This window comes from Pseudomonas sp. zfem003, from assembly GCF_032621675.1.
GTDB lineage: Bacteria > Pseudomonadota > Gammaproteobacteria > Pseudomonadales > Pseudomonadaceae > Metapseudomonas > Metapseudomonas otitidis.
In genome coordinates, this window is record NZ_JAVYJG010000002.1 from 181,549 (window position 1) to 194,640 (window position 13,092).

Sequence of the window (13,092 nt, forward strand, 5' to 3'; positions counted from 1 at the left end):
AGGGGGCGATCAGCACTCGGGGTCAGGCCGGCAGGCAGACGCCGGTGCCGCCCAGCCCGCAGTAGCCGTTGGGGTTCTTGGCCAGGTACTGCTGGTGGTAGGCCTCGGCGTAGTAGAAGGCCGGTGCTTCGGCGATCTCGGTGGTGATGGCGCCGAAGCCGGCCTTGTCCAGTTCGGCCTGGAAGCGCGCTTCGCTGGCACGGGCGGCCTGGAGTTGGGCGTCGCTGGTGCAGTAGATCGCGGAGCGGTACTGGGTGCCGATGTCGTTGCCCTGGCGCATGCCCTGGGTGGGGTTGTGGGCTTCCCAGAACACGGCGAGCAGCCGTTCGTAGCTGATCACGCGCGGGTCGAACACCACCAGTACCACTTCGGTGTGCCCGGTGAGGCCGGAGCAGACTTCGTCATAGGTGGGGTTGGGGGTATGGCCTCCGGCGTAGCCGACGGCGGTGCTCCAGACCCCTTCCTGTTGCCAGAAGCGCCGCTCGGCGCCCCAGAAGCAGCCGAGGCCGAACACGGCCTGTTCCAGCCCGGCGGGGAAGGGCGCTTGCAGCGGGTGGCCGTTGACGTAATGAGCTTCGGGCACCGGCATCGGGGTCTCACGGCCGGGCAGCGCCTGGGTGGCGGTGGGCAGTTCGATCTTGTGGGCGAGGATCTGTGAGCGCAGGACCATGGCGTTCTCCTGAGGATGGGGCTGGTCGATAGACCCGCTTCGGGGCCTGATGTTACAGCGGCGTCAGTGAGCCGTGCGGCAGGGGTAGCGGTGCAGGCTCTCGATGAGCTGGGCGCCGGGAATGGGCTTGTCGAACAGGTAGCCCTGGCCGACATCGCAGCGCTGGCGGCGCAGGAAGCCCAGCTGCGCGGCGGTTTCGATGCCTTCAGCGACGACCTTGAGCTTGAGCTTGTGGGCCATGGCGATCACGGCGGCGGTGATTTCCATGTCGTCGGAGTTGTCGGGGATGTCGTTGATGAAGCTGCGATCGATCTTGATGACGTCGATGGGGAACTTCTTCAGGTAGCTCAGGGAGGAGTAACCGGTGCCGAAGTCGTCCATCGCCAGGGTGAGCCCGAGTGCCTTGAGGCGGTTGAGCTGCAGGCGGGTGTCGTCGGTGGCCTCCAGCAGCAGGCCTTCGGTCAGCTCCAGTTCCAGCAGCGCGGGGGGCAGTTCCTCTTCCTGGAGGATGGCGGCGATGGAGCCCACCAGGTCGGGGTCGCTGAACTGCTTGGGCGAGAGGTTGATGGCGACCTGCACCTGGCCGAGGCCGGCGGCGCTGAGGCGGCGGCTCATGCGGCAGGCTTCGCGGATCACCCATTTGCCGATGGGGATGATCATCCCGGTCTCTTCGGCGACGCTGATGAACTGGTCCGGGCGGATCATGCCGCGCTCGGGATGCTGCCAGCGCAGCAGCGCTTCCATGCCGAGCAATTGGCCGCTGCGCAGGCACAACTTGGGCTGGTAGAAGACTTCCAGCTCGTTCTGCGCCAGGGCGCGGCGCAGGTTGTTCTCGACGAAGAGCTTGTAGCTGGCCTCGGCGTTGAGGGTCTCGGTGAACAGCTGCAGCTGGTGCTTGCCGTTGGCCTTGGCCTTGTGCAGGGCAAGGCCGGCGTGCTTCATCAGGGTCTGCGGGTCACGCCCGTGCTGGGGGGCGCAGGCGAGGCCAAGGGAGCCGGTGACGCTGATCAGCTGGTTGTCGACGAACAGGGGTTTGTCCAGGGTGCGGAGGATCTGGCCGGCGGTCTTCTGGCCGGTCTCCAGGTCGGCACCGTCGAGCAGCACGGCGAATTCGTTGCTGGCGAAGCGGGCGAGGATGTCGCCGGGGCTCAGGGTGTTGCGCAGGCGCCGGGCGAGGCTGACCAGGAGCTTGTCGCCGGTCTGGTGGCCGAGGCTGTCGTTGATCCGCTTGAAGTTGTCGATGTCCACCAGCAGCAGGCAGAGGGGCGATTCCTGTTCGTGGCGGAAGCGCTCTTCGAGGCTGCGGATGAAGTAGGGGCGGTTGCCGAGGCCGGTGAGGTTGTCGGTGTAGGCCAGCTTCTCGATGCGCTGCTGGGCCAGCTTGTTGTGGGTGATGTCTTCGTAGATGCCGATGTAGTGCGTCAGCTCGCCGTTCTCGCCGAACACCTTGGAGATGGACAACTGGCCCCAGTAGGGCTCGAGGTTCTTGCGGCGGCTGCGGAACTCGCCCTGCCAGCTGTTGCAGGTGCTGAGGCTGGAACGGGCGTCGAACAGCAGGTCGCTGAGGTTCTCCAGGGCGGGCAGGTCGGAGAGGCGGCGGCCATGGACTTCGTCAGCGCTGTACTGGGTGATGGCGGTGAAGCTGGGGTTGACGTATTCCACCAGACCGTCGCGGTCCACCAGCAGGAAGGCGCTGGCGCTCTGTTCGACCGCGCGCTGGAACAGGTGCAGGGCGGTGGTGGCGTCGAGGCGCTGCTGGTTGACCAGGACCTGGGCGAACTGGTCGGCCAGTTCGCCGGCGAAGGCGATCTCGTCGCTCTGCCAGACGCGGGGTGCGCCGGTGTGTTCCAGGCACAGGACGCCGACCACTTCACCGCCGATGCGCACGCTGGCATCGAGCAGGGCGACGACGCCGGAGGGCTTGAGGTATTCCTCCTGCAGCTCGCTGGTACGGGGGTCGCGCTGCGCGCTGTGGGCGTCGATGGCGCGGCCGCTGTGCAGGGCCTCCAGGTAGCGCGGGAAACGGCTGACGTCGATCACCGGCGGCAGTTCGTGGTGCCCCTGGTCGCGCAGGTAGCGGCTGACCGGGCGCAGGGTGGTGTCTTCGAGCATCCACAGGGAGGCGCGGGCGACTTCGTAGGCTTCGCAGGCGGCCTGGGTGATCAGCCGCGCGGCTTCCTGCGCCGGGTCACCCGCGCTGTAGCGGTGGCGGGCCAGGCGGACGATGAGGCTTTGCTGGGCGCGGGAGCGGATGAGGTGTTGCAGGTGGTCTTCCTGGGAGCGCTGGTACAGCTCCAGGGAGCTCTTGAGGCGGGCGTTCTGGGCTTCCAGCTCCTGGATCTGCTGGGCGTGGTCGGATTCCTCGACCGGGGTGTCCACCAGCAGCAGGTAGCCCCGCAGCAGCTGCCGGCCGTGCTGCTGGAAGGCTTCGCCGATCTCCAGCAGCTGGAGCACGCCATCGGGGCCGTGAAGCGGGTAGTGCACCTGGTAGTTGGCGCCGGAGACCAGTTGCTGCTGGATGTCGTCGTGTAGCCGGTAGCGCGACTCGGGGCTCATCAGGCTGGCGTAGGGCGAGCCCACCAGGGCGCAGAGCTCGGTGGCGGGCAGGCCGATGTGGCGTTCGCAACTGGCATCGAGGAAGAGCATCGCCCAACTGGCTTCGTTCAGCCGCTCGAAACGCATGAGGCCAAGCCGCGAAGGGACTGGCAACTGCGTCACAACCTCGGCCACCGTACGGCTGGCGGCATCGGGATGGCTTTTCATCGGGCGGGTGGGTTCCAGTATGCTGGCCGAGTTCGGGCCTCGGCCCACTTCTAAAATTTGGCGTCGGGCAAGGGTGCATCATGCTGATGGGGCTGACAAGACAACTGGGTGGGGCTTTGTTGCTGTGTGGGCTGCTTTTTTCCATTGGGGCGCGCGCGGCGGAGACGCAACCGGCCCTGAGCAGTGAGGAACAGGCGCGCTACCTGTCCGAACTGAAGCGCCTGTACATGACCTCCGATGAGCGCAAGGCGTTGTTCGCACACGCCAATTCGCTGCTCAGCACCTATGCCTTGAGCGCCGGCTACCAGGTTGGCCAGGTGGATCGCCGTGACCTGCGCTATCAGCTCAGCCTGGCGCGCCCGGGGGAGCTGATGCTGCGCGAGGAAACCCGCGCCGCCAATGGCACCGGGGTGGCGGTGCACAACCGCTTGCTGCCGGTGTTCGGCGTCGATCCGAGCATCAGCTACGAGTGCCCGCGTGGCGGCATCAGCTGCACCTTCAATGCCCCGGGCAGCAACGCGCCGCTGCTGACCATCGTGCGGGACGTGAAGGGCGCCGGCGAGCTGGCCAAGGCGCTGAGCTTCCTGATCCGCAACGTCCAGAAGGGTTGAGTTCCGGGGCCTTCCTCGGCCCTTGGCAACCGTTCTTTTCTTCTTCCTTGCCTTGCATCCTGCCGCGCATTTGCGCGGCGGGTCGTTGTTGTCTGCCCCTCTGTTTCGCACTCAAAAAAAACCCCGCCAATCGGCGGGGTTGAGGTACGAGCCTGACGTGCTCGCAATGAAGCAAAGGGTGTTACAGCAGCATGGTGCGGATGTCCGCCAGCACGTCGCCGAGGCGCTTGGTGAAGCGCGCGGCGGCGGCGCCGTTGATCACGCGGTGATCGTAGGACAGCGACAGCGGCAGCATCAGGCGAGGCTGGAAGGCCTTGCCGTCCCACACCGGCTGCATGGTGGCCTTGGAGACGCCGAGGATCGCCACTTCGGGCGCGTTGACGATCGGCGTGAAGCCGGTGCCGCCAATGTGGCCGAGGCTGGAGATGGTGAAGCAGGCGCCTTGCATGTCGTCGGCTGAGAGCTTCTTGGTGCGCGCTTTCTCGGCCAGGGCGGCGGCTTCGGCAGCGAGCTGTAGGAGGCTCTTCTGGTCGACATTGCGGATCACCGGGACCAGCAGGCCGTCCGGGGTGTCCACGGCAAAGCCGATGTGCACGTACTTCTTGCGGATCAGCGCCTTGCCGCTGGGGGCGAGGGAACTGTTGAAGTCCGGCAGTTCCTTGAGCAGGTAGGCGCAGGCCTTGAGCAGCAGCGGCAGGACGGTGAGCTTGACGCCCGCCTTCTCGGCCACGGCTTTCTGGGCGACGCGGAAAGCTTCCAGCTCGGTGATGTCGGCGGAGTCGAACTGGGTGACGTGGGGCACGTTGAGCCAGCTGCGGTGCAGGTTGGCGGCACCGACCTGCATCAGGCGGGTCATGGCCACTTCTTCGATTTCACCGAACTTGCTGAAGTCCACGGTGGGAATCGGCGGGATGCCGGCACCACCGGTGGGCGCGGCGGCAGCAGCTGCCGGGGCGTCCTTGGCCTTCTGCATGACCGACTTCACGTAGGCCTGCACGTCTTCCTTCAGCACGCGGCCGTGGGGGCCGGTGGCCGGAACGGCCGCCAGGTCGACGCCGAACTCGCGGGCCAGCTGGCGAACCGCCGGGCCGGCGTGGACCTTGGCACCGCTGGAGCGGGCCGGTACGCCGGTGGTGTTGGCGGCAGCGGCGGACAGCGAGGCAATCGCCGAGACCTCGGCGGCGGCCACCGGGTGGGCGCCTTCCGGTACGCGGTGCAGCGGTTGCTGCTGGGCGGCCGGCTCGGCAGCCGCGGCGGCGCCTGCGGTTTTGAGCTTGAGGATCAGGTCGCCGGTGCCGACTTCGTCGTCCAGCTTGACGATGACGCTTTCCACAACGCCGGCGGCGGGGGAGGGAATCTCCATGGAGGCCTTGTCGGACTCCAGGGTGATCAGCGACTGGTCGGCCTCGACGGTGTCGCCGGCCTTGACCATGACTTCGATGACCTTGACCTTGCCGCTGGTGCCGATGTCCGGCACGTGGACGTCCTGCACGCTGGCGGCCGAGGCAGCCGGCGCTGCTGCGGGGGCGGCAGCCGGTGCCGGCGCGGCGGCAGGTGCAGCGGCCCAGGCCGGTGCCGGGGCAGCAGCGCCACCCGCGACCTTTAGCTTGATGATCAGGTCGCCGGTGCCGACTTCGTCGTCCAGCTTGACGATGACGCTCTCCACCACGCCGGCGGCGGGGGAGGGGATCTCCATGGAGGCCTTGTCGGACTCCAGGGTGATCAGCGACTGGTCGGCCTCGACGGTGTCACCGGCCTTGACCATGACTTCGATGACCTTGACCTTGCCGCTGGTGCCGATGTCCGGCACGTGGACGTCCTGCACGCTGGAGCCCGAAGCAGCAGGGGTTGCTGCCGGGGCCGGTGCGGCGGCGGGCTTTTCCTCGGCCTTGGCGGCCGTGGCCGCAGCCGGAGCAGGGGCTGCGGCGGCACCTTCGACTTCCAGTTCCAGCAGTTCGTCGCCTTCCTTGAGGCGGTCGCCGAGCTTGACCTTGAGGCTCTTGATCACCCCGGCCTTGGGCGCGGGGATCTCCATGGAGGCCTTGTCGGACTCCAGGGTCAGCAGGCTCTGGTCGGCTTCGATGCGGTCGCCGACCTTGACGAACAGTTCGATCACTTCACCTTCGCCGCTGCCGATGTCGGGTACGCGAATCAACTCACTCATCGCTACGCTCCTTAGCAGTCCAGCGGGTTACGTTTTTCGGGGTCGATGCCGAACTTGGCGATGGCCTCGGCCACTACGCGCGGTTCGATCTCGCCACGGTCTGCCAGGGCTTCCAGGGCGGCCAGCACAACCCAATAGCGGTCCACTTCGAAGAAGTGGCGCAGCTTCTTGCGGCTGTCGCTGCGGCCGAAGCCGTCGGTGCCGAGCACCTTGTATTCCTTGCTCGGGACCCACTGGCGGATCTGGTCGGCGAACAGCTTCATGTAGTCGGTGGAGGCGACGACCGGGCCTTTGCGGCCGGTCAGGCACTGCTCGACGTAGGTCTGCTGCGGCTTCTGCTCCGGGTGCAGGCGGTTGCGACGCTCCACGGCCAGGCCGTCGCGACGCAGTTCGTTGAAGCTGGTGACGCTCCAGACGTCAGCGGCGACGTTGTACTCGTCACGCAGGATCTTCGCGGCTTCGCGGACTTCGCGCAGGATGGTGCCGGAGCCCAGCAGCTGCACGTGGTGCGCGGCTTCCTTCTTGTCCTCTTCGAGGAGGTACATGCCCTTGATGATGCCTTCCTCGGTGCCTTCGGGCAGCGCGGGCTGCTGGTAGGCCTCGTTCATCACGGTGATGTAGTAGAAGACGTTCTGCTGTTCTTCGGTCATCTGGCGGATGCCTTCACGCACGATCACCGCCAGCTCGTAGCCGTAGGTGGGGTCGTAGGTGCGGCAGTTGGGGATGGTGGCCGCCATGATGTGGCTGTGACCGTCCTCGTGCTGCAGGCCTTCGCCGTTGAGGGTGGTCCGGCCGGAGGTGCCGCCGATCAGGAAGCCACGGGCACGGCTGTCGCCGGCCGCCCAGGCCAGGTCGCCGATGCGCTGGAAGCCGAACATCGAATAGAAGATGTAGAACGGCAGCATCGGCTGGTTGTGGTTGCTGTAGGAGGTACCGGCCGCGATGAACGAGGACATGGCGCCCGCCTCGTTGATGCCCTCTTCGAGGATCTGGCCCTTCTTGTCCTCCTTGTAGAACATCACCTGGTCCTTATCGACGGGCTCGTAGAGCTGGCCGACGGAGGAGTAGATGCCCAGCTGGCGGAACATGCCTTCCATACCGAAGGTACGGGCTTCGTCCGGGATGATGGGGACGATGCGCTGGCCGAGTTCCTTGTCCTTGACCAGCTGCGCGAGGATGCGCACGAAGGCCATGGTGGTGGAGATCTCACGGTCGCCGGTGCCGTCGAGGATGGCCTTGAGGGTATCCAGCGGCGGGGTCGGGATGCTGAAGCTGTTGGCGCGGCGCTGGGGCACGTAGCCACCCAGTGCGGCACGGCGCTCATGCAGGTACTTGTGCTCGGCGCTGCCCGGCTCGGGGCGTACGAAGGGCAGTTTTTCCAGGTCTTCGTCGCGGACCGGGATGTCGAAGCGGTCGCGGAACTGGCGCAGGCTGTCCACGTCCACCTTCTTGGTGTTGTGGGCGGTGTTCTGCGCTTCGCCGGCACCGGTGCCATAGCCCTTGATGGTCTTGGCAAGGATGACGGTGGGCTGGCCGGTGTGGTTCACGGCCTGGTGGTAGGCCGCGTAGACCTTGTACGGGTCGTGGCCGCCACGGTTCAGCTTCCAGATCTCGTCGTCGGAAAGGTCCTGGACCATTTCCTTGAGTTCGGGGCTGTTAAAGAAATTCTCGCGGACGTACGCACCGTCCTTCGCCTTGTAGTTCTGGTATTCGCCGTCGACCACTTCGTCCATGCGGCGCTGCAGGGAGCCGTCCTTGTCCTTGGCGAACAGCGGGTCCCAGAAGCGACCCCAGACAACCTTGTTGACGTTCCACTGGGCGCCACGGAACACGCCTTCGAGTTCCTGGATGATCTTGCCGTTGCCGCGAACCGGGCCGTCGAGGCGCTGCAGGTTGCAGTTGATGACGAAGATCAGGTTGTCCAGCTTCTCGCGGCCGGCCAGGGAGATGGCGCCGAGGGATTCGGGCTCGTCGCACTCGCCGTCGCCCATGAAGCACCAGACCTTCTGCTTGCCAGCGGGGATGAAGCCGCGGGCTTCCAGGTACTTCATGAAGCGGGCCTGGTAGATCGCCTGGATGGGGCCGAGGCCCATGGACACGGTGGGGAACTGCCAGAAGTCCGGCATCAGCCACGGGTGCGGGTAGGAGGAGAGGCCCTTGCCGTCGACTTCGCGACGGAAGTTCTGCATCTGTTCTTCGCTCAGGCGGCCTTCCATGAAGGCGCGGGCGTAGATGCCGGGGCTGGCGTGGCCCTGGTAGAAGATCAGGTCGCCGCCGTGCTCCTCGGTGGGAGCCTGGAAGAAGTAGTTGAAGCCGATATCGTAGAGGGTCGCCGAGGAGGCGAAGCTGGAGATGTGGCCGCCCAGGTCCGGGTCTTCGAGGTTGGTACGCATCACCATCGCCAGTGCGTTCCAGCGCACCAGGGAGCGAATGCGGCGCTCCATGAACAGGTCACCCGGCATGCGTGCTTCGTGGGAGACCGGGATGGTGTTGCGGTACGGCGTAGTCGTGGAGTAGGGCAGCTTGGTGCCGCTGCGGGCGGCCAGCTCACCCATGCGGGTCAGCAGGTAGTGCGCGCGGTCTTCACCTTCTTTGTCGAGTACGGACTCCAGGGCGTCCAGCCATTCCTGGGTTTCGACGGTATCGAGGTCTTGCATGGCTTGCTCCAGGGCGGAAAGGCTTCCAGAATCGGATGCCTATGTTCACTGCCGGCCTTTTGGGCAGGCAGAAGCTAATTCTTGGATTAACCGGGGGGTCGAACCGGCCTTGTGTAGTTTTACTACAAATCGACGGCGGATTCAGCTCTCTGGGCACAATCTTTCGTAGTAAAACTACAGATCCACGATGCGAGGCCTCTGGAACCGAGGCCCGGCGCGCGCCGATCACAGGATAGACCATGAGCCTGCCCCCGCTTGTCGCCCTGCCCCACCTGCTGCAACCCCTTGCCGAGCGCGCCCGCACCAGCTTTCTTGCCGGGCTCGAGCACCTCCCCGAGTCACTGCGCGCGACCTTCGAGCGGTGGCCCGAGGCACGCTGGGAGGCGTTTCGCCGGGTCTGTGCAGCCAGTGACTTCGTGGCTGAACAGGTGCGTCGCGATCCGGCCCTGCTGGTGCAGTTGGTGGAGTCGGGCGGGCTTGAATGTACACTCGAATCAGGCGAATTGTGTACAAAAATCGATGCGCTCCTTGTCGATTGCGCAGACGATGAGGCGCTAGGCCGCTGCCTGCGGCGTTTTCGCAACCAGCAGCAGGTGCGCATCATCTGGCGCGACCTGACTCGCCAGGCCGATCTCGCCGAAACCTGCCGCGACCTCTCCGACCTCGCCGACGCCTGTATCGATCGCGCCTACCACTGGCTCTACCCGCGCCACTGCGCCCAGTTCGGTACGCCCATGGGCCGACGGTCGGGGCAGCCGCAGCACATGGTCATCCTGGGCATGGGCAAGCTGGGGGCGCATGAGCTGAACCTGTCCTCCGACATCGACCTGATCTTCGGCTACCCGGAGGGCGGCGAGACGGAAGGCGCGCGCCGTGCGCTGGACAACCAGGAGTTCTTCATCCGCCTCGGGCAGCGCCTGATCAAGGCGTTGGACGCCATCACCGTCGATGGGTTCGTGTTCCGTGTCGACATGCGCCTGCGCCCCTACGGTTCCTCCGGCGCGCTGGTGCTCAGCTTCAATGCGCTGGAGCAGTACTACCAGGACCAGGGGCGGGACTGGGAGCGCTACGCGATGATCAAGGCCCGTGTGGTGGGGGGCGACCCTGTTGCGGGGGCGCAACTGCTGGAAATGCTGCGGCCGTTCGTCTACCGCCGCTACCTGGACTTCTCCGCCATCGAGGCGCTGCGCTCGATGAAGCAGCTGATCCAGCAGGAAGTCCGCCGCAAGGGCATGACCGAGAACGTCAAGCTCGGCTCGGGTGGCATCCGCGAGGTGGAGTTCATCGCCCAGGCTTTCCAGCTCATCCATGGCGGGCGCGACCTCAGCCTGCAGCAGCGTCCGCTGCTGAAGGTCCTGGCCACACTCGCGGGCCAGGGCTACCTGCCCGGCAAGGTGGTCGATGAGTTGCGCGAAGGCTATGCCTTCCTGCGCTACACCGAGCACGCCCTGCAGGCCATCGCTGACCGCCAGACCCAGATGCTGCCGGACGACGAGCTGGACCGCGCACGCGTTGCCTTCATCATGGGCTTCGACGACTGGGCGGCATTCCATGAGCGCCTGATGTACTGGCGGGGCCGGGTGGAGTGGCATTTCCAGCAGGTGATTGCCGATCCCGATGAGGACGAGGCTGGCGGTGTCGGTGAAGCCTGCATCGGTGCCGAATGGCTGCCGCTCTGGGAAGAGGCTCTGGACCCTGAAAGCGCCGAGCGCCAACTGGAGGAGGCGGGCTTTCGCGATGCCCCGGCTGCCTTCAAGCGCCTCACCGACCTGCGCAACGGCCCCCAACTGCGTGCCATGCAGCGCCTGGGGCGCGAGCGGATGGATGCCTTCATTCCCCGGCTGCTGGCAATGACCGTCGAGCATGCCACCCCCGACCTGGTGCTGGAGCGAGTACTGCCGCTGGTGGAAAAGGTCGCGCGCCGCTCTGCCTACCTGGTCCTCTTGACCGAGAACCCGGGCGCCCTGGAACGCCTGATCACCCTCTGCGCCGCCAGCCCCTGGATCGCCGAGCAGATCGCCCGCTACCCGCTGCTGCTGGACGAACTGCTGAACGAAGGGCGTCTCTATCACCCGCCGCTGGCACCCGAACTGGCGGCCGAGCTGCGTGAGCGCCTGACGCGGATTCCGGAAGACGACCTGGAGCAGCAGATGGAAGCGCTGCGGCACTTCAAGCTGGCCCACAGCCTGCGGGTCGCAGCTTCGGAAATCGCCGGCACGTTGCCCTTGATGAAGGTGAGCGACTACCTGACCTGGCTGGCTGAGGCGATCCTCGACCAGGTGCTGGCCCTGGCCTGGCGCCACACCGTGGCGCGCCACGGCACGGCGCGCCGGGCCGATGGCTCGGCCTGCGACCCGGACTTCATCATCGTTGGCTACGGCAAGGTCGGCGGGCTCGAGTTCGGTCACGGCTCCGACCTGGACCTGGTGTTCATCCACGACGGCGATCCCCAGGCCGAGACCGACGGTGCCAAGCCCATCGACGGCGCGCAGTTCTTCACCCGCCTGGGGCAGCGCATCATCCACCTGCTGACCACCCAGACCACCTCCGGCGACCTGTACGAAGTGGACATGCGCCTGCGTCCCTCCGGCGCGGCAGGGCTGCTGGTGAGTTCACTGGGCGCCTTCCAGCGCTACCAGGAGAGCGAGGCCTGGACCTGGGAGCACCAGGCCCTGGTTCGGGCGCGGGTGCTGGTGGGCTGCCCGCGCGTGGCGTCGGCCTTCGAAGCGGTCCGCCTGGCGGTGCTCGGGCGCGAGCGCGACATCGACACCCTGCGCCGCGAAGTGAGCGAGATGCGCGCCAAGATGCGCGACAGCCTGGGCAGTCGCTCGACCGCTGCCGGCACCGGCGAGAACGCCTTCGAAGCCGCATCGCCGTTCGATCTGAAGCAGGACGCCGGCGGTATCGTCGATATCGAATTTATGGTGCAATATGCGGCCCTCGCCTGGTCGCGACGGCATCCAGAGCTGGTTCGCTACACCGACAACATCCGCATTCTGGATGGTCTCGGCGCGGTGGGACTGCTGACCGCCGAGACCGTCAGCCTGCTGCAGGAGGCCTACAAGGCCTATCGTTCCGCAGCGCATCGCCTGGCCCTGCAGAAGCAGCCCGGCGTGGTGAGTGGGGACCAGTTCCAGGCGGAACGCCACGGCGTGATGCGGATCTGGCGCGAGTTGGGCTTGAGCTAACTGCCTGCCCACTCGCCGTGCTGAATCAATCGAACTCTTGAGGAGCTGGCAATATGTCGATGGCCGACCGTGATGGCGTGATCTGGTATGACGGTGAACTGGTGCCGTGGCGCGATGCGACCACCCACGTCCTGACCCACACCCTGCACTACGGCATGGGCGTGTTCGAAGGCGTACGCGCCTACAACACCCCGGACGGCACCGCCATCTTCCGCCTGCAGGCCCACACCGACCGCCTGTTCGACTCCGCCCACATCTTCAACATGCAGATCCCCTTCACCAAGGAGGAGATCAATGAAGCCCAGCGCGCCGCCGTCCGCGAGAACGGCCTGGAAAGCGCCTACCTGCGCCCCATGGTGTTCTTCGGCAGCGAAGGCATGGGCCTGCGCGCCTCTGGCCTGAAGGTGCACGTCATCGTCGCCGCCTGGCACTGGGGCGCCTACATGGGCGAAGCCGCGCTGGAAGCGGGTATCAAGGTGCGCACCAGCTCCTACACCCGTCACCACGTCAACATCGCAATGACCCGCGCCAAGGCCAACGGCAACTACATCAACTCCATGCTGGCCCTGCAGGAAGCCATCTCCGGTGGCGCCGACGAGGCCATGCTGCTGGACCCGGAAGGCTACGTGGCCGAGGGCTCGGGCGAGAACATCTTCCTGGTCAAGGACGGCGTGGTGTACACCCCGGAAGTGACCTCCTGCCTCAACGGCATCACCCGCAACACCGTCCTGACCCTGGCCGGCGAGCTGGGCATCAAGGTGGTCGAGAAGCGCATCACCCGCGACGAGGTGTATATCGCCGACGAGGCCTTCTTCACCGGTACCGCCGCCGAAGTGACCCCGATCCGTGAAGTCGATGGCCGCCAGATCGGTGCCGGCCGTCGCGGCCCGGTGACCGAGAAACTGCAGAAGGCCTACTTCGACCTGGTGACCGGCAAGACTGCCGCCCACGGTGAATGGCGCACCCTGGTCAAGTAATCCGACTGAGCTGCATACCGCAAGCCGCAGGCTGCAAGTGGGCGACCGCTTGGAGCTTGCGG

7 protein-coding genes are annotated in these 13,092 nt (G+C 66.1%); 3 read left to right on the forward strand and 4 right to left on the reverse strand.

Going from position 1 to position 13,092, the window contains the following annotated elements; all coding sequences use genetic code 11:
• Positions 1–22: 22 nt before the first annotated feature.
• Both msrA and RTK35_RS04305 read right to left on the reverse strand, forming a co-directional pair.
• Positions 23–670, reverse strand: a complete 648-nt coding sequence (gene msrA, locus RTK35_RS04300) for a peptide-methionine (S)-S-oxide reductase MsrA (protein WP_316907463.1) — start codon at positions 668–670, stop codon at positions 23–25.
• A gap of 63 nt (positions 671–733) precedes the next feature.
• Positions 734–3,433 (reverse strand): putative bifunctional diguanylate cyclase/phosphodiesterase, encoded by a 2,700-nt coding sequence (locus tag RTK35_RS04305; RefSeq protein ID WP_172434831.1) that lies wholly within the window; start codon positions 3,431–3,433, stop codon positions 734–736.
• An 80-nt stretch (positions 3,434–3,513) separates the two neighbouring features.
• Between RTK35_RS04305 and RTK35_RS04310 the strand changes: the two genes are divergently transcribed.
• Positions 3,514–4,044: a hypothetical protein gene (locus tag RTK35_RS04310; protein ID WP_316907464.1), complete on the forward strand. Its 531-nt coding sequence runs from the start codon at positions 3,514–3,516 to the stop codon at positions 4,042–4,044.
• Positions 4,045–4,225: 181 nt separating this feature from the next.
• Here the strand turns inward: RTK35_RS04310 and aceF are convergent, their stop codons facing one another.
• Complete coding sequence (aceF, locus tag RTK35_RS04315) at positions 4,226–6,208, reverse strand: dihydrolipoyllysine-residue acetyltransferase (protein ID WP_316907465.1); 1,983 nt, start codon at positions 6,206–6,208, stop codon at positions 4,226–4,228.
• An 11-nt stretch (positions 6,209–6,219) separates the two neighbouring features.
• The gene (aceE, locus tag RTK35_RS04320) at positions 6,220–8,865 is read right to left on the reverse strand and encodes a pyruvate dehydrogenase (acetyl-transferring), homodimeric type (RefSeq protein WP_044400963.1); all 2,646 of its coding nucleotides are present in this window, start codon (positions 8,863–8,865) and stop codon (positions 6,220–6,222) included.
• Positions 8,866–9,104: 239 nt separating this feature from the next.
• Here aceE and glnE point away from each other — a divergent pair, with 239 nt between their 5' ends.
• Together glnE and RTK35_RS04330 are read left to right on the forward strand one after the other, a co-directional pair.
• The gene (gene glnE, locus RTK35_RS04325) at positions 9,105–12,053 is read left to right on the forward strand and encodes a bifunctional [glutamate--ammonia ligase]-adenylyl-L-tyrosine phosphorylase/[glutamate--ammonia-ligase] adenylyltransferase (RefSeq protein ID WP_316907466.1); all 2,949 of its coding nucleotides are present in this window, start codon (positions 9,105–9,107) and stop codon (positions 12,051–12,053) included.
• A gap of 53 nt (positions 12,054–12,106) precedes the next feature.
• Positions 12,107–13,030, forward strand: a complete 924-nt coding sequence (locus RTK35_RS04330; protein ID WP_044400969.1) for a branched-chain amino acid transaminase — start codon at positions 12,107–12,109, stop codon at positions 13,028–13,030.
• Positions 13,031–13,092: the final 62 nt, after the last annotated feature.

What these genes read in the sequence shown, in the direction of transcription:
- msrA (WP_316907463.1), bottom strand. Translation starts at nt 670, where the DNA reads ATGGTCCTGCGCTCACAGATCCTCGCCCACAAGATCGAACTGCCCACC.
- RTK35_RS04305 (WP_172434831.1), bottom strand. Translation starts at nt 3,433, where the DNA reads ATGAAAAGCCATCCCGATGCCGCCAGCCGTACGGTGGCCGAGGTTGTG.
- RTK35_RS04310 (WP_316907464.1), top strand. Translation starts at nt 3,514, where the DNA reads ATGCTGATGGGGCTGACAAGACAACTGGGTGGGGCTTTGTTGCTGTGT.
- aceF (WP_316907465.1), bottom strand. Translation starts at nt 6,208, where the DNA reads ATGAGTGAGTTGATTCGCGTACCCGACATCGGCAGCGGCGAAGGTGAA.
- aceE (WP_044400963.1), bottom strand. Translation starts at nt 8,865, where the DNA reads ATGCAAGACCTCGATACCGTCGAAACCCAGGAATGGCTGGACGCCCTG.
- glnE (WP_316907466.1), top strand. Translation starts at nt 9,105, where the DNA reads ATGAGCCTGCCCCCGCTTGTCGCCCTGCCCCACCTGCTGCAACCCCTT.
- RTK35_RS04330 (WP_044400969.1), top strand. Translation starts at nt 12,107, where the DNA reads ATGTCGATGGCCGACCGTGATGGCGTGATCTGGTATGACGGTGAACTG.